Raw genomic sequence first — 16,284 nt, 5'->3', positions numbered from 1 at the left:
GGAGATCAGGCGGCCGGCAGGGCAAGGCAATCGAGATGGCCGACGACGCATCGGCTCGTCGCGATCCGCTCGGTTCGCACGCCCAGCCAGTCCTGCGCCGCCTCGCCGGAAACGCGGCCCGTCTCCCGAGCCGCTTGGGCGAGGCCTTCCAGAAAGCGCTCCTGCAGACCGGCCTGATCGGGGCCGAGATCCCAAGGGGTCTGCGCCGTTTCGACCATGAAGCCAGCTTGTCGCGCTAAGCGCGCGATCGCGGGGCCGGAATCGGGCCCCAGGGCGGGGCCGAAACCCTTGTCGCCCCGTTGGTGATGGTTGAAGGCGGCAACGATCGCCTCGTCCATCGGATGCGGCTCGGACCATGTGGTGGTCCCGTCGTAATTCAGCGCGGCATAGAGGCCGGCGCCGATGCTCTTAAGCGCTTCGATGAGGTTCGCCACGAAGCCGTCCGAACAGAGATCGAACAGGGCCGAGGCCGTGACCAAACGGGCGCCGGAGAGAATTTCTCGGTCGAGATGGGCGAGATCGGCGGTGACCGTCTCGACCCTAGCGCCGTCCGGGCGTCTCTGGCTGGCCTCCGCCAAAAGCGCCTCGTCATTGTCGACAAGCCGCCAGCGCCAACCATGGCCCGTTTGGCCGAAAGCTCTAAGGGTCGAGCCGGTTCCGCAGCCGAGATCGACGACCAGCGGCCGAGGTTCCTCCCCAGCGTCCATATGGTGGGCGGCTCGACGCAGGAGGCTCGGAGCACGCGCCGCATGATCGGCCGGCTCGCGCAAATCGAGCCAGCGGGCTTCGAAGCCGCTCATCGGCGAAACTCCTTCAAGAGATCGGCGACGATCCGCGCCGTGTCTGACCAATCGGGCAAACGCATGCCTTCCGCGCGTCCGCTCGCCGAAAGCTGCGCCCGGCGCTCCGGTTCGTCGAGAAGCGAGCGAAGCGCATCGGCAAAAGCGTCCACATCGCCTGGCTCGACGAGAATCCCGGCGCTTTCGGGCACCACGTCCGGGATGGCGCCGCCCCGACAGGCGACGATCGGCAGGCCATGGACGAGGGCTTCGGCAAAGACCATGCCGTAGCCTTCATAGCGGCTCGCCAGGGCAAAGATATCCGCCTGGCGATAGAAGCTTTCGACATCGACCGCCGCGCCATGAATGAGGATCCGGTCGGCAAGGCCCAGCGTGTCGACAAGGTCCCGCAGCGCGTTCGCGGTTTCCGGCTCGGCCTGATCGTTGCCGACGATCGTGCAACACCAGGCTCTGTCCGCGATTTGCGCCAGAGCTTTGACGAGTGTCGCATGGTCCTTGCGCTCGATGATCGTGCCGATGGCGAGGATATGCGGGTCGGCGACCTCACGCTCTCGTCTCCCATCGCTGTCTGCGGCAGGCTTGCGGGTTCCCGGCAGGGCGACCGTGACGTCTGTCTCGCTGACGCCGAATTCTTCGACGAGGGTGCGCTTGGTGGCAGGGCTGGTGACGACGATCGCAAGGGGCGCCGTCAGAGCCCGGCGCTCGGAGGCCAGCAGTCGATCGCGGGAGACGGCATCGAGACCCGCCTCGAAACCGAGCGGATGATGGATCAGCGCGACCAGTCGCAGCCGCTCACATTCGGCCAGCGCAATATCGGGCATGGCGCCGAAAGCGAGACCATCGATAAGGACAAGCGCATTGTCGGGAAGCTCGGCGAAAGCCGCGCGGGTCTCCTCGAGCGCCCTCTCGTCCGGGAAAGGAAAATCGGCGGGGAGCGCGAGATGATCGACCTGCCAACCGGCCTCGCGCAATTCCTCGATCAGCCGGCGGTCATAGCCATAGCCGCCGCTCGGCGTTGACAGATCGCCGGGAATGGCAAAGACGAGACGATCCGAAAGCGGGTCATCCATCGCTGGGCTCGTCAAAGCTCCGCCTCGTACCAGGCCCGCGCCACATGGCTTTCATGAAGGCTCACACGGATGCGCTTGATGCGTGCGCCGCCGGGTCCGAGATCGCCACCTGCAACGCCGGCCTTCAACGCATCGAAGATATGTTTGGCCAGAACCTCGGTGGTCGTGACCTTGCCGGCGAAGACATCCATCTCGTCGAGATTTTGATAATTCAGCGGCTTCAAGGTATTCGACAGAACCTCTGTCGCAAGGCCGATATCGACGCCGAGGCCGTTCTCGTCCACATCCTCGGTGAAGAAGGCGGCATCGACCACGAAGGTCGCCCCGTGCATCTTCTGGGCCGGGCCAAAGACCTCGCGCGGCAGGCTGTGGGCGATCATGATGTGGTCGCGAACTTCGACGGCGAACATTCGGCAGCGATCCTTCCGGCTGGATGGCGGTTTATGGGACGGCTCAGTCGTAACGGATGCGATGACAGAGCGTGTCCGGGTCGGCGAGAAGACCCATGTAGGCCTCGGGCAGCGCGCTGAAAGCGGTCTCGCCCGAGATGATCGCTTCCAGCCGGTCGTCGGCAAGGAGTGCAAGCGCGGCTGCGAGCCGGCGCGCATGGGGCCAGCGGGCGCGGCGGGACTGCGGCACTTCGCCCACCTGGCTGGAGACGAGGGTCAAGCGCCGCGAGTGGAAGGCGCCGCCGAGCGAGATGGTCACCGGGCGCTCCCCATACCAGGAGAGTTCAACGACCCGCGCCTCGAAGCCGGCGGCGAGAATGGCGCTGGCGAGCCCGTCCTGCGAAGCCGAGGCATGGATCACCACGTCGCAATCCTCAGGCAGGCTGTCCGGCCCGGCAAAGTGGAGGCCCAGCCGTTCGGCAACACCCCGCCGCACCTCGTTGATGTCGACAAGCGTGACGTCGCTCGCCGGGATCAGCGCCGCGAGATAGGCGGTCAGGAGACCGACGACGCCGCCGCCGATCACCGCCACCCGGTCCCCCGGCTGAATGCCCGCGTCCCAGACCGCGTTGAGGGCCGTCTCCATATTGGCGCCAAGCACCGCGCGCTCCGGCGCAACGCCTTTGGGCAAAGGGATCGCCATGGCTTCGGGCGCGATGAACACATCCTGATGGGGATGCAGCACAAAAACCTCTTCGCCGTCACGCGAAGGGGCTCCACCGACGATCCGGCCGACCGTCGCATAGCCATATTTCACCGGAAAGGGAAAATCGCCCTCCTGAAGGGGCGCCCGCATGCGCTCATATTCGCTCTCGGGCACACGGCCCTTGGCGACAACCGTCTCGGTGCCCCGGCTGACGGCGCCGAAGCGGGCCTCCACCACGACTTCGCCGTCACCCGGTTCGCCGAGCGGCGTTTCGACGATGGCGGGCTCGCCCGGACCCGAAAGCCAGAATGCGCGGCAAACTGTCCTCATCTTACTTTTTCCGTTGCCGGAACCCGAATGCGAACCAAATCGCCGAGATCGAGTTTGAATCTGAATACTCGGAGTTTCATGACAGACGGTAAGCCCTGCATCTTCAAGCGGTCGAGCCGGAGCGGCGTCGGGTGGCGAACCCGTCGCGGCAAGATGGATCGGACCCTCGTTCGGTCAACGGCAGAGTGAAAGCTGTCAGGGCCGATCCTCTCAGGGGCGGACGCTCTGCGTAGATCGATATGGACGGAGACGGACCTTGTGCCCGTCATTGGCGACAAGCTTCGAGTGAATAGGAAGGTGTCTCGCGTGAACGACATGCCGAACGACCTGCATCGGGAACTGCGCTTGAAAGACGACAGCCGGGCCCTTGTGCGCTGCGAGCGCGCGGCAGCCGAGCTTCGCTATGGCCGCCCGGTCCGTATCCTCGACAAGCGGAATGGCGGCTGTCTGGTCGCGCTTGCCTTCGATGCGACCAGCCCGGCCCAATACGAAGCCTTCCGATTGGCCGTCGACGACCGCCATTCCCTGTTCCTGACCGCCCAGCGCGCCGACGTCATGGGCCTTGCGGCCCCCAATGGCGCTCTCGTGCCGCTTGCGGGGCTCGATTTCGCGGATGCCTCCCATCTAGGCTATCTGCGCGGCGCCGAGGCGCCGACGGTGTTCGAGGCCGGCTATCCGCTGGCGGCGGAAGCGGCGCAGCTTGCCCGCCTCGCCCTTCTTCTGCCCGTCGCGGTCGTCGCCGAGATCGACCCGGACGACAAAAGCTTCAACGACGCCCTGTCCATCGAACTCGGAGATGTGGCGACGGCCAATCGCTTCGGTCTGGGGCATTTCGAGATCATCGCCGATACAAAAGTGCCGCTTGCCGGCATCGAAGCTTCGCGCTTCGTCGTCTTTCGCGGCGGGCTCAATCAGCGCGATCAGCTTGCCATCGTCGTCGGCGAACTGGACATGTCGCGCCCCGTGCCGATCAGGGTCCATTCCTCCTGCATCACCGGCGACCTGTTCGGTTCGCTCAAATGCGATTGCGGGGACCAGCTGCGGAACGGCCTGAAGACGCTCGAAAAGCGCGGCGGCGGCGTGATGATCTATCTCGATCAGGAAGGGCGCGGCACGGGCATCGGGGCCAAGATGCGCGCTTATCACATGCAGGCCGACGGCTTCGACACGGTCGATGCCGATGCCGTTCTGGGTTTCGGAGCCGATGAGAGGCGCTACGAGACGGCGGCGGCGATGCTCTCCAAGCTCGGTATCCGCCGTGTGGAGCTTCTCACCAACAACCCGCTCAAGATCGCCTATCTGCGCGCCTGCGGCGTCGAGGTCGCGGGCCGCTCGCCGGTCCTTGGCACGGTCACGCCCCAGAACGAAGGCTATCTGCGCACCAAGGCCAAGCGCGCCGGCCATATGATGGATGTCGACCGGCTGATGGCCGGGATGAAATAGGTCGGCCCTGCTGGCTTATGCCGTCTCGAAACAATAGACATCGCCGCTATTGGCCTCGTCGGGCAAGGCGGCGATGGCTTGGGCCAGAGTCTCGCGATCGATCGGATCGGCAAATTCCATCGCGTGACTTTCGCCGAGCGAGAGATTGAAGCGCCTATAGCCAAGTGTCGCACAGCGTTCGAGCGCCTTCAGACCGACATCGCGCTGCAGGGTCGTGAATTCGAATGACAGCGTTCCGACGCGTCTCGACAGGCCTTTCAAGACCTGATCCTCGAGCCCTTCCACATCGATCTTGACGAAGACCGGCTCCCCATGAGCCGCGATCAGGGCGTCGAGCGTCGTCATTCGCACGAGCGCCACCTCGTCCCAGATCTGCCCCTGCCAGCGCGCGTCCTGAAGCGCGGCTTTGCGAAGATCGATCGAGGCGCTGGAGACGGTCGGATTGGCCGTGTTGAGATGAAGCTCGATCTCGCCTTCGGATTCACCGAGCGCGGCCTCGACGAGCACCACATCCGATCGCCGGCCGAAGAGAAGGCGCAAACAGGCCATGAGCCGTGGCTGCGGCTCGACGGCCACCACCCGCGCGCCGAGACCCGCAAGCGCTCGCGTCCGGTCGCCCACATGGGCCCCGACGTCGAAAGCGAGTTCTCCTGGGGAAACGAAGCGGCCATAGAGGCGCTTCAGACCACGAATATGGGCCGGGCGGGCGTGATAGATGAGGAGGCTGCGAGCAACGCCTTTCCAGGCGCGCGTTGCCGATCGAAGATGTTGAAGGCCATCGCTCATGGGCGCAACGCGCCCGCACTGGCGTTCGGACCGGCCGACAATACAGTCTGAGGATGGAAGCAACGGGACGATGGTCTCATGCCATTCCTCTGGCACGGATCGCGCGGCCCGTCACTGACCTTCGGCGGCTCCTTGCTCGCGGCCGAAGGCATGCCCGTCAGAAGTCGTACCACAACGCCGTGATCACGCCCCGCTCCTTCAGCGCATTGTGGCCGGCGACGGTGGCAAAGGCACCGGCCTGAACCGACCATCTCTTGTTCAGTCGATAGACCACAGAGCCCTGCGCCTTATGAAAAGCATAGTCGGCCTCAGGCCGCTCGAAGCCGGTCGAGATCGTCGAGAAGCTCTGGGCGATGAGCATCCAGCGCTCGGCGAGATGGGCCCCGATCGTGGCATCGGCGACGACTTCGTCCGGTCCCTCCCCGATCCGATATCGATAGCCAAGTGAGACCTCGGCAAAGGCCGAACGATTCAGAACGGCGAAATTCACGCCGCCGGACCAGCGCGCCTCCAGCATGGGTGCGTCCCAGCCGAAGGTATCGACGAGGCGATCGGCCGCACCATGGGCGTCCTCGGCGATCACCGCAATTCCAGCCGTCATGGCGAGCCGATCCGAGCGATGAAGCCGCATTCGCGCACCCGCTTGCGTTTTCGTCAGACCAGGCCGGGCGAGAGGCAAAGCGCCGAACTGCTCCGCGCCCATCTCCGCTGCGGCAGTCAGCGTCAGACCATCCAGCAGGCCGTAATCGAGAAACAGCGAGACCGTGCCCTTGGTATAATCGGTCTCAAGGCCAGTCTTTGCCGTATCGAACCCGTCCTCGGAGGCCGAGTAGAGGCCGGTGACGATCGCTTGGCCATGGCCCGCCTCTTGAGTCCAGGCGCCGGCCTGCGCTTCGTCTCCCAATGCACCGACCATGGCGAGACCAAAGAGAATGGGCCGTAGCGTTCCGTGGAACGACGATAACGGTTTGGTAGTCGAGGACGCCTTTCGCATCAGGCCATGCTCCCACAACCCGATACAACCGACGGGCCGCATGACGAAATCACCCAACTCTTTAGGTATCGTATATGCACCCCAAGATAAAAACTATGCTTTACTTCTGATCGCGGCCATCGAGGCGGATGTCAGGCTTCGGGCCAGCGCCTCTCAGCCAAGCTCGGCGCGCATCCGGGCGACACGCTCAGGATCGAGGCTCTCGATCGTATCGGGCCAGCGGGGATTTCGGTCTTTGTCGATGACGACGGCCCGAATGCCCTCCTGGAAATCACCGAATTCCTGGGCGCGATGGGTGAATTTCAGTTCCTCGGCGAGCGCCCTTTCGACACTTGGCTCCTTGCGCACGGTTCGCAGGATATCGAGCGTCGCGGAAAGCGAGAGCGGAGAGCCCTTGCGGATGAGCGCGGCGGTGTCCCGGCCGAAATCGCTGTCTTCGGCCTCCAACGCCGCGACGATCGCCGCAACGCTCTCCTTCGAGAAGCAGCGATCGATCGCCGTCTGATGAACCGAGAAGAGCGTCACATCGGGCTCGCTTTCGAAATCATAGACGCTTGCGACCTCACCGGTGCTGCAAAGCGTCTGGATGAGATCGGACAATTTGCTGGAGGGCACGTAAAGGCCTGCAAAGCCGGCCTGGATCGCCTCGCCACCAGTCAGCCGCAGACCCGTGAGCCCCACATATTCGCCGATGAAGCCTGGCGCGGTCGCCAGAAACCGCGAGACGCCGACATCGGGGACGAGGCCGATACCACATTCGGGCATGGTGAAAAGCGTGCGCTCCGTGACGATGCGATGGCTTCCATGCACCGACAGCCCTGCCCCGCCGCCCATGACGATCCCGTCCATGATTGCCACATACGGCTTCGGGAAATCCGCAATCGCCTGGTTCATCGCATATTCGTCGCGGAAGAAGGCATGACCGGCGGAATAGTCGCCTTCGGCCGCCGAGGCGTGCATGCGCTTCAGATCGGCGCCGGCGCAAAAGGCGCGGTCGCCTGCCCCGTCGACGATGACGAGCGCGACGGCCGTATCGTCCGCCCAAGCGTCGAGCGCGGCCTTGATGGCGATGACCATGTCATGGTCGAGCGCGTTGAGCGCCTTGGGCTTGTTCAGCGTGATGCGGCCGGCCCGGCCTTCGATGCGGATATGGACGTTTTCTGTCAAAACTCTCGAGACCACTTGCGATAGACGTTTTACAGAGTAGGTAACATCCACGAGCTATTTGTCGATCCATGCAAGTGAGCTACGATCCCATCAAGCGCCAGAGAACGCTGGAGGAACGGGGCCTCGATTTCGAGGACGCCGTTTCTGTGTGGGCCGGTCTGCACTTTGACCAAGTGGACGATCGCAAGGATTATGGAGAAGTTCGGATCATCTCGATCGGAATGATCGGTGGCCGAATGGTCGTCCTCGTCTGGACAGAACGAAACGATGTTCGTCACGTGATTTCTATGAGGAAGGCCAATGAGCGGGAACAAAGGCGCTATGCGGCACGATTGGGTGGATGAGGACGACGCCCCGGAATTGGACGAAACCTGGTTCGAAAGCGCGACCATGAAGATTGGCGAGCGAGCCATTCTTCGCGGCGAGGATCTCGTTGCCCTCGATCCAGAGATCGCCGCCTATTTTCGATCCCAAGTCCGTCAGGACGGGAGCCATTGGCACCACGCGGTCAACGAAGCCCTCCGCCGCGCCATCCGCGAAGGCAGAAGCTGAGAGACCTTCGAAATAAGCTTCCTGGCGTACTGACACGGTCCTTCCGCGTCGACAATTGCCAAACTCAAGCCGCTTGAGCGCGAAGCCCTTCGCAAGACGTCCGGATCGCCTTCATATTCGCTTCGTAATGGTCCGGCGTCCCGCCCTTGAAGACCGCCGAACCGGCAACCAGAACGTCCGCGCCCGCCTCGACCACGAGCGGGGCCGTCTCGGGCGTTATGCCGCCATCGATCTCGATATGAATGTCCCGATCGCCGATCATCTTCTTGATCCGGCGCACCTTCTCGATCATGGCCGGGATAAAGGCCTGGCCGCCAAAGCCCGGATTGACGGTCATGACGAGGATCAGATCGAGGCGGTCGAGGACATATTCGAGGACATTTTCCGGCGTCGAGGGATTGAGCGAGACGCCGGCCTTCTTGCCGAGCGCCCGGATCGCCTGGAGCGAGCGGTCGAGATGCTTCGTCGCTTCGGCATGCACCGTGATGATGTCGCAACCGGCCTCGGCGAAGGCTTCGAGATAAGGATCGCAGGGCTCGATCATCAGATGACAGTCGAAAACCTTCGCGCTGGCCTTTCGCACCGCTTTGACGATCGGCGGCCCAAAAGTGATGTTGGGCACGAAATGACCATCCATCACATCGAGATGAATCCAGTCGGCTCCCGCCTTGTCGACGGCGGCGATCTCTTCACCCAGCCGGGAGAAATCGGCTGACAGGATCGAGGGGGCGATGAGGACCGGTTTCATGGGGTTCAACCTTGGCTCGGATCGAGGGAGCATGAGAGCGTTGCGATCGCATAGCCAAATCCGGTCTTGCTTGGAAGACGCGGACCGGCCGAGCCGGCCGATCCGCATAGGGCGTTTTCGATCTTACGCCTTGGCGGCAAGATCCTTGGCAGCGGCGACGACCGCGGCCGGGGTGATGCCGAAATGCTCGTAGAGTTTCGGGGCGGGCGCCGAGGCGCCGAAGCCGGTCATGCCGATGAAGCGGCCATTGTCGCCGAGCCAGCGGTCCCAGCTCATGCCGATCGCCGCTTCGACGGCGATGCGCGGCGCCTGGCCCAAGACCTCGGCCCGATAGGCCGCGTCCTGCTCGGCGAAGAGTTCCATCGACGGCATGGAGACGACGGCGGCCTTCAGGCCTTCGCCGGCCAGCGTCTCGGCGGCTTTCAGAGCGATCTCGACTTCCGAGCCGGACGCCATGATCGTCACGTCGCGCGACCCCTCGGCCTCCTTCAGGACGTAACCGCCCTTGGCCGAAAGGTTCTCAGAGACATCCTCGCGCACCGTCGGCAGGCCTTGACGGGTCAGGGCGAGCACGGAGGGACGTTTCGTCTCGGTCAGCGCGATCTCCCAGATCTCGGCCGTTTCGACCGCATCGGCCGGGCGGAAGACCAGCATATTGGGTGTCGCCCGCAGCATGGTCAGATGCTCGACCGGCTGATGGGTCGGGCCATCCTCGCCGAGACCGATGGAATCATGGGTGAGAACATAGATCACCCGGATGCCCATCAGCGCCGAGAGGCGCATCGCGCCGCGCGCATAGTCGGAAAAGACCAGGAAGGTGCCGCCATAGGGGATCGCCCCCCCATGGAGCGCGATGCCATTCATCGCAGCCGACATGCCGTGCTCGCGCACGCCGTAATGAATGTAGCGGCCGGAGAAGTCGTCGGCCGTCACAGAGACCATATCCTTGGTCTTGGTGTTGTTGGAACCGGTGAGGTCCGCCGAGCCGCCGATCGTCAGCTCGGTGAGGCGATTGACCACTTCGAGCGCCATTTCGGAGGATTTGCGCGTCGCGACCTTTGGCTTGTCCTTGGCGAGAGCCTGGCGATAGCTCTGCATCTCCTCGGCGAAGGCCGCCGGCAGCGTGCAGTTCACCGCCGTTTCGAAGCGATCGCGCTTGTCGCTTGCGGCAAGACGTTCTTCCCAAGCCTTACGGGCCTTGGCGCCCTTGGTCGCAACTTCGCGCCAGCCTTTCACGACGGCCTCGGGCAGCTCGAACGGCTCGGACTCCCAGACCAGCGCCTTGCGGGTCGCGGCGATCTCGTCGTCGCCCAGCGCCTCGCCATGGACCTTGTGGGTGCCGGCCTTGTTGGGCGCGCCATAGCCGATGATCGTCTTGCAGGCGATGAAGGCCGGCTTGTCGGACTTGCGCGCCTCGGCGATCGCCGCCTCGATGGCGTCCGCATCATGGCCGTCGACGCTCCAGGTGTTCCAGCCGGCCGCCTTGAAGCGGGCGATCTGGTCCATTTTGGTGGCGAGTTCCACCTTGCCGTCGATCGAGATGCCATTGTCGTCCCAAAGAACGATCAGCTTCGACAGATTCAGATTGCCGGCGAGATCGATGGCCTCGTGGCTGATACCCTCCATCAGGCAGCCATCGCCGGCGATCACATAGGTGTAGTGATCGACCAGATCGTCACCGAAGCGGGCATTCATCAGCCGCTCGCCGATCGCCATGCCGACGGCGGTTGAAATGCCCTGGCCGAGCGGGCCGGTGGTCGTCTCGATGCCGAGCGCATGGCCATATTCGGGATGGCCGGCGGTGCGGCTACCCATCTGACGGAACGCCTTCAGCTGGTCGATATCCATGTCGGCATAACCGATCAGGTGATGCAGGGCATAAAGCAGCATCGAGCCGTGGCCGGCCGACAGGACGAAGCGGTCACGATCCGGCCAATTCGGATTTTGCGGGTCGACCCGCATGAATTTCTGGAAAAGCACGGTCGCCACGTCGGCCATGCCCATCGGCATGCCCGGATGGCCGGAATTGGCCTTCTGGACCGCGTCCATGGCCAGCGCACGGATGGCATTCGCCATGTCGCGCGGATTGCGGTCGGTGCTCTCAGGCGATGGACGATCGGCAGTGTCGGACATGAATTCTCGCTTTCTTCGATTTCAACCTGTCAGGACGCGCGACGCTTCTTTTCCATGAGCTGCAGGATCAGGGGCGTCAGGATCAGCTGCATCGCGATATCGAGCTTGTTGCCGGGCGCGACAATGGAATTGGCACGCGACATGAAGCTGCCGTGTATCATCGACAGGAGATAAGGAAAATCGATGCCGCGCGGATTGGCGAAGCGAATGACGATCATCGACTCGTCGGCCGTCGGAATCCAGCGCGCGATGAAGGGGTCGGAGGTATCGACGATCGGCACACGCTGGAAGTTGATGTCGGTGCGCGCAAATTGCGGGCAGATATATTTCACGTAATCGGGCATGCGTCGCAAGATCGTGTCCATCACCGCTTCAGTGGAATAGCCGCGGGTCGCCTTGTCCCGGTGAATCTTCTGGATCCATTCGAGATTAATCACCGGAACGACGCCGATCTTCAGATCGACCAAAGGGGCGAGATCGACCGTGTCGGTCTTCACGCAGCCATGCAGCCCCTCATAGAAGAGGAGATCGCTGTCGGTCAGCGGCGCCCAGTCCGAGAAGCTGCCAGGGGCTGCGCCATAGACCTCCGCCTGGTCCGCGTCGTGAATATAGTGGCGCGTGCGCCCGCGCCCCTTTCGCCCATAGTCTTGAAAGACTTCCTGCAGATCATCGAGGAGATTGGCCTCCGGGGAGAAGTGCGAGAAGTCGCGATTGCCCTTCGCCTCTTCCTCGGCCATCTTCGCCCGCATCGCGGCACGGTCGTAGCGATGGAAGGCATCCCCTTCGATGAAAGCCGCCTTGACGCTTTCGCGGCGAAAGATCTGGTCGAAGATGTTCTTGACCGACGTGGTGCCAGCACCGGACGAGCCGGTGATGGCGATGATCGGATGTCTGGCGGACATGACGCCCTCCCCTTCGTCCCCTCCCTCGATGGCCCTCTCCGCCATCGAAGCCTCCCATAGGGGGTTTCATGGGATTTTGCACGGGTCGACGCTAGAGCATGATGCCGAAAAGTTGCATGACTTTTCGGATCACATCATGCGTCAAGACAAACACTTAGAGCGAAATCACGATCCCGATTTATCGCATTTCGCTCTGAGAGGCGACGCCCAGACGGCTTTCAACGCTTGGGATCACGGCTTACGAATATCGGGCGGCGTGAAGTGAGCGGGCGAACCCAATCGGTCGCCCGCTCATGCCAACTGTCGGATCGGATCAGGCCCGGAACAGGCTTCGCTTGCTGAAGAGCGGCGAGCGCTCGGCGATGGCGGAGGGATCGACCATATAGCGGCCGACACGCTCCACTTCACGCTTGGAGCCGAAGACGAGACCCGTGCGCGCATGGAGATCGTCGGGAACGAGGTCGAGAATACGGGTCACGCCGTCGGTCGCCGATCCTCCGGCCTGCTCCACGACCATGGCCACCGGATTGGCCTCGTAGACGAGGCGCAGGCGGCCCTTGGCATAGCCCTTTCGCTGATCGCCCGGATAGAGAAACACTCCGCCGCGCGTCAGGATGCGATAGCAGTCGGCCACCAGGGACCCGATCCAGCGCATGTTGAAGTTCTTCTCGCGCGGGCCTTCCTCGCCTGCCAGACAATCGTCGATATAGCTGCGCATCTGGCGATCCCAGTGCCGGTAGTTCGACGCGTTGATGGCAAATTCCTGGGTTTTCTCCGCGATGGCGACCGAGGCCGTCATCTCGACGAAGCCGCCGAATTTCGGCGAGAACAGGAAGACATGGGTGCCGTTGCCGACGGTCAGCACCAGAAGAAGCTGGGGCCCATAGATGAAGAAGCCAGCCGCCTTTTGGCGATGGCCCGGCTGCATAAACACGCTTTTCGGCTCGGCTCGATGGGCGTCCTCCACGGGCAGAATGGAGAAGATCGTGCCGATCGAGACATTGGTGTCGATATTGGAGGAGCCGTCGAGCGGATCGATGGCGATGGCGAGATCGCCCTCGGCAGCCATCGGGATCGGCGCGTCCTGTTCTTCCGAGCCGAAAAAGGCAATGCCGGAGGCGCGGGCTGCCTCTTCGAAGACCCGATCGGCGAGGACGTCGAGTTCCTTCTGCACATCGCCGCCGGCATTGGTCGCCTCGCGCTTGCCGCCGAGATCGGTGCCCGTGCCCCCTTCGATGATCGTGTTCCGCACTTTAACGGCCGCCGCAGAGAGATGCCGGATCGTATCGGCGAGTCTTTGACCTTGCGCGTCGGACCCGCATTGGGAGCCGAGAAAGGCGTCGAGGGACGCTGTCATGGATGTCCTCCTCTGGACCTCGGGGGCTGGCCGCCCCTTCGTCGATGCCGACAAGGATAGGGCAGAGCCGGGACGGGCGTAAATTGCATTCTCTATAGGCGAAATAGGCGAAGGCGCGAGAGAGCCGCGGGCCTCGTCAAAGAAAACTCGGCGCCTCGATCAGCGGCGCCGTCCGCAAGGCCTTCAGCGATGGCGAACCGGTGCAGAAACAGGCGATCTTGAGCGCCGACACGACATCGGAGAAATGGGCGACCACCGCCTCGCTCGATCGGTCGGCGGCGGCCAGAGAGGCTGCCGCCTGGCCGACGAGATCGGCGCCGCAGCGGATCGCCCGGGCCGCGTCGAGGCCCGTGCGGATGCCGCCCGAGCCGACGATCGTCGCCTGAGGGCAGGCACGCCGCACATCGGCGAGCGCGCGTGCCGTCGGAATGCCCCAGTCGGAGAAGAGCATCGCCGTTGCCTGGGCGCTTGGATTGTCCGTCCGCTCCGCCTCGACCGCCGCCCAGCTCGTCCCGCCGGCGCCGGCGACGTCGATGATGCTGACGCCTGCCTCGACGAGGCGGCGCGCGACGGACCCCGAAAGCCCCGCCCCCACCTCCTTGGCGACGATCGGGACCGGCAGGGTGGAAGCGAGATGCTCGATGGCGGCCAGAACCCCGCGCCAGTCCGTGTCGCCGCCCGTCTGCACCGCTTCCTGAAGCGGATTGAGATGGACGATGAGCGCGTCGGCGCCGATCATCTCGACGGCGCGCATGGCCTCCGCCTCGCCATAGCCGAGGACGAGCTGAGCACCGCCGATATTGGCTAATAGAGGCACGGAAGGCGCGCGCTCACGCAAGGAGCGATCGAGACCGCCCGACGCCCGGCCTTCGATGGCAATGCGCTGGGAGCCGATCGCGAGCGCGATTTTGAGCTTTTCGGCCGCTTCGGCGAGATGGGCGTTGATCCGCGCCGCGCGCTCCGGCCCGCCGGTCATGGAGGAGATGAGCAGCGGGGCGTCGAGACGCCGACCGAGAAAGGAGACCGACAGATCGATCTCCGACAGAGCGATTTCCGGCAGGGCGCAATGCTCGAATCGGATGTCGTCTAGACCGGAGGCGGCGCGCCGGCCGGCAAGGCGCGGCTCCAGCACGATGTCCAAATGGTCGCTCTTTCGGGTGTCGATGTCGCTCTGCGGCGCTCTGCCGCTGCCTTTTTCCACCAGGTTTGCCCTATCGTTGGCGCCATGTTTCGCGGTTCTCGGCGATTGCCGGTCGAAATCTGGCCCATTCGTGTTAGCTTTCGAGACCAACTCATGGCCGGCTTGGGGGGTCGAGATCAAGTTGCGTTGCACGAACAGGGATGCTCTCGCATGAGCGCGTCGGCATCTGACGAAATTACGAGCCTGCGCCAGCGGATCGAACGCCGCCTGGCGGAGCTCTTGCCCGAATGCATCGAGGGGCAGACCATGCTGAGCGAGGCGGTCGCGCACAGCGTGACGGCGCCGGGCAAGCGGCTGCGCCCGCTGCTTGCGGTCGCGACGGCGCTCGACCTCGGCGGCGACGTTGCCGCGGCGATCGATGGCGGCTGCGCCATCGAGATGATTCACGCCGCCTCGCTGATCCTGGACGACATGCCGTCGATGGACGACGCGCATATGCGCCGTGGCCGCCCGTCGACCCATGTCTCCTATGGCGAGGATGTCGCATTGCTCGCGGTCGTGGCGGTGCTCTCGCGCGCCTTCGAGCTGGTGACGGAGACAGAGAGCCTCAACCCCGAGCAGCGCCTGCGCTCGGTGCGGGCCCTGACAAAGGCGACCGGTTCGCTGGGCCTTGTTGGCGGACAGTTCGCGGACCTGCGCGGCGGTCGCGGACCTCGCTCGGAAGCCGACGTTGCCCGCGTCAATGCGCTGAAGACAGGCTCGCTGTTTCATGCGGCCGTGGAAATCGGGGCGATCGGAAGCGGCGCGGCACCGGAGATCAGGGCCGAACTCGAAGCTTTTGCCCGCGAGCTCGGTCTCGCCTTCCAGCTTCTCGACGATCTTCTCGACGGCGGCACCAGCGCGAGCGCCATCGGCAAGGACATCGGCAAGGACAAGGGCAAGTCGACCATCGTCTCGATGATCGGGCGCAGCTCCACCGGACAGGAGATCGAGCGGCATATGGAAAAGGCCCTCGGTCATGTCGACGCGGCCCTTGGACCCGGCAGCCGTCTCGCCCATCTTCTGGCCATGATCGGCCAGGCTGCCCGTCAGGAAATGCGGCCGGCGCCCTCCGGCGAAGCGTCCGCCGAGGACGAAGGGCGGCGCGATGCCCCGGCCGGAATGCAGTAAGGAGACTGACCATGGACCCGACCAGCTGGCCCGTTCTGATCGCCATCGCGATCGGCGTCTTCTTCGTGATGGAATGGGTCGCCTGGGCGGCCCACAAATACATCATGCACGGCTTTGGCTGGGGTTGGCACAAATCCCATCACGAGGAGCATGACGAGCTTTTCGAGAAGAACGATCTCTATGCGGTCGTCTTTTCGATCCTCGCCATCTCGCTTTTCGTGATTGCGGCCTTCGGCCATCCGATCGTCGGCGCGATCGCCGTCGGCATCACACTTTATGGCCTGTTCTATTTCATCGTTCACGACGGGCTGGTGCATCAGCGCTGGCCGTTCCGGCACATTCCGCACAAGGGCTATGCCAAGCGCCTCGTCCAGGCCCACCGCCTCCATCACGCGGTCGAGGGCAAGGATGGCTGCGTCTCCTTCGGCTTCCTCTACGCCCCGCCGGTGGATAAGCTCTCGGCCGAGCTGCGCTCCCGCGGCACGGTCGGCGAGGAAAAGGCCGCCCGCAAGGCGAAAACGGCGGATGCGCATCCGCTTTGATCAGGCGACGTCGAAGCCGAGCGTCCACGCCCGGCTTCGTTCGTGACGATCGCA

17 protein-coding genes are annotated in these 16,284 nt (G+C 63.9%); 5 read left to right on the top strand and 12 right to left on the bottom strand.

The features are described 5' to 3' along the window. Positions 1-5 precede the first annotated feature (5 nt). From B9A15_RS12930 to B9A15_RS12915, 4 genes are read right to left on the bottom strand one after another with little or no spacing between them, the layout of a single operon-like run. Complete coding sequence (locus tag B9A15_RS12930) at positions 6-800, bottom strand: class I SAM-dependent methyltransferase (protein ID WP_084410508.1); 795 nt, start codon at positions 798-800, stop codon at positions 6-8. Then, positions 797-1,870 (bottom strand): glycosyltransferase family 4 protein, encoded by a 1,074-nt coding sequence (locus tag B9A15_RS12925; RefSeq protein WP_084410507.1) that lies wholly within the window; start codon positions 1,868-1,870, stop codon positions 797-799. Before B9A15_RS12925 ends, B9A15_RS12930 begins: the two co-directional genes overlap by 4 nt. An 11-nt stretch (positions 1,871-1,881) precedes the next feature. Further along, positions 1,882-2,280: a 6-pyruvoyl trahydropterin synthase family protein gene (locus B9A15_RS12920; protein ID WP_084410506.1), complete on the bottom strand. Its 399-nt coding sequence runs from the start codon at positions 2,278-2,280 to the stop codon at positions 1,882-1,884. A gap of 43 nt (positions 2,281-2,323) precedes the next feature. Beyond that, on the bottom strand, positions 2,324-3,295 hold the full coding sequence (locus B9A15_RS12915; protein WP_084410505.1) for a zinc-dependent alcohol dehydrogenase: 972 nt from the start codon (positions 3,293-3,295) through the stop codon (positions 2,324-2,326). A gap of 315 nt (positions 3,296-3,610) precedes the next feature. On the opposite strand from B9A15_RS12915, the gene ribA reads away from it, so the two are divergent. Beyond that, positions 3,611-4,738: a GTP cyclohydrolase II RibA gene (gene ribA, locus B9A15_RS12910; RefSeq protein ID WP_084410504.1), complete on the top strand. Its 1,128-nt coding sequence runs from the start codon at positions 3,611-3,613 to the stop codon at positions 4,736-4,738. 15 nt (positions 4,739-4,753) lie between these two features. Here ribA and B9A15_RS12905 read toward each other — a convergent pair whose 3' ends face one another. The 3 genes from B9A15_RS12905 to B9A15_RS12895 all read right to left on the bottom strand — a co-directional run bounded on the left by B9A15_RS12905 (position 4,754) and on the right by B9A15_RS12895 (position 7,685). Continuing rightward, a complete protein-coding gene (locus B9A15_RS12905; protein ID WP_084410503.1) occupies positions 4,754-5,524 on the bottom strand; it encodes an FkbM family methyltransferase in 771 nt (256 codons plus the stop codon). Between the two features lie 157 nt (positions 5,525-5,681). Further along, positions 5,682-6,518, bottom strand: a complete 837-nt coding sequence (locus B9A15_RS12900) for a hypothetical protein (RefSeq protein WP_139798370.1) — start codon at positions 6,516-6,518, stop codon at positions 5,682-5,684. A 153-nt stretch (positions 6,519-6,671) separates the two neighbouring features. Beyond that, positions 6,672-7,685 (bottom strand): enoyl-CoA hydratase/isomerase family protein, encoded by a 1,014-nt coding sequence (locus tag B9A15_RS12895; protein ID WP_084410501.1) that lies wholly within the window; start codon positions 7,683-7,685, stop codon positions 6,672-6,674. Between the two features lie 68 nt (positions 7,686-7,753). On the opposite strand from B9A15_RS12895, the gene B9A15_RS12890 reads away from it, so the two are divergent. Continuing rightward, positions 7,754-8,029 carry a BrnT family toxin gene (locus tag B9A15_RS12890; protein ID WP_084410500.1) on the top strand — a complete coding sequence of 92 codons (276 nt, stop codon included), beginning with the start codon at positions 7,754-7,756 and terminating at the stop codon, positions 8,027-8,029. Next, the gene (locus B9A15_RS12885) at positions 7,986-8,237 is read left to right on the top strand and encodes a BrnA antitoxin family protein (RefSeq protein ID WP_139798369.1); all 252 of its coding nucleotides are present in this window, start codon (positions 7,986-7,988) and stop codon (positions 8,235-8,237) included. The genes B9A15_RS12890 and B9A15_RS12885 overlap by 44 nt, the downstream gene beginning before the upstream one ends. Positions 8,238-8,301: 64 nt before the next feature. On the opposite strand, the gene rpe is transcribed toward B9A15_RS12885, so the two are convergent. From rpe to fni, 5 genes are all read right to left on the bottom strand, one after another. After that, positions 8,302-8,985 (bottom strand): ribulose-phosphate 3-epimerase, encoded by a 684-nt coding sequence (gene rpe / locus B9A15_RS12880; RefSeq protein ID WP_084410498.1) that lies wholly within the window; start codon positions 8,983-8,985, stop codon positions 8,302-8,304. 123 nt (positions 8,986-9,108) lie between these two features. Next, positions 9,109-11,118 (bottom strand): transketolase, encoded by a 2,010-nt coding sequence (tkt, locus tag B9A15_RS12875; RefSeq protein WP_084410497.1) that lies wholly within the window; start codon positions 11,116-11,118, stop codon positions 9,109-9,111. A gap of 29 nt (positions 11,119-11,147) precedes the next feature. Next, positions 11,148-12,020 (bottom strand): phosphoribulokinase, encoded by an 873-nt coding sequence (locus tag B9A15_RS12870; RefSeq protein ID WP_084410496.1) that lies wholly within the window; start codon positions 12,018-12,020, stop codon positions 11,148-11,150. Positions 12,021-12,333: 313 nt separating this feature from the next. After that, complete coding sequence (locus B9A15_RS12860) at positions 12,334-13,377, bottom strand: class 1 fructose-bisphosphatase (RefSeq protein ID WP_084410494.1); 1,044 nt, start codon at positions 13,375-13,377, stop codon at positions 12,334-12,336. Between the two features lie 136 nt (positions 13,378-13,513). Further along, entirely contained in the window at positions 13,514-14,581 is a 1,068-nt protein-coding gene (gene fni / locus B9A15_RS12855; protein ID WP_425292959.1) for a type 2 isopentenyl-diphosphate Delta-isomerase, read from the bottom strand. 147 nt (positions 14,582-14,728) lie between these two features. On the opposite strand from fni, the gene B9A15_RS12850 reads away from it, so the two are divergent. Together B9A15_RS12850 and B9A15_RS12845 are read left to right on the top strand one after the other, a co-directional pair. Further along, positions 14,729-15,688: a polyprenyl synthetase family protein gene (locus B9A15_RS12850; protein WP_084410492.1), complete on the top strand. Its 960-nt coding sequence runs from the start codon at positions 14,729-14,731 to the stop codon at positions 15,686-15,688. 11 nt (positions 15,689-15,699) lie between these two features. After that, a complete protein-coding gene (locus B9A15_RS12845) occupies positions 15,700-16,230 on the top strand; it encodes a sterol desaturase family protein (protein WP_084410491.1) in 531 nt (176 codons plus the stop codon). Positions 16,231-16,284 lie beyond the last annotated feature (54 nt).

Source organism: Fulvimarina manganoxydans (assembly GCF_900176465.1).
In the GTDB taxonomy this organism is placed as follows: domain Bacteria; phylum Pseudomonadota; class Alphaproteobacteria; order Rhizobiales; family Rhizobiaceae; genus Fulvimarina; species Fulvimarina manganoxydans.
Note: the sequence above shows the minus strand (reverse complement) of the source record. Positions and strands in the feature narration are given on the sequence as shown.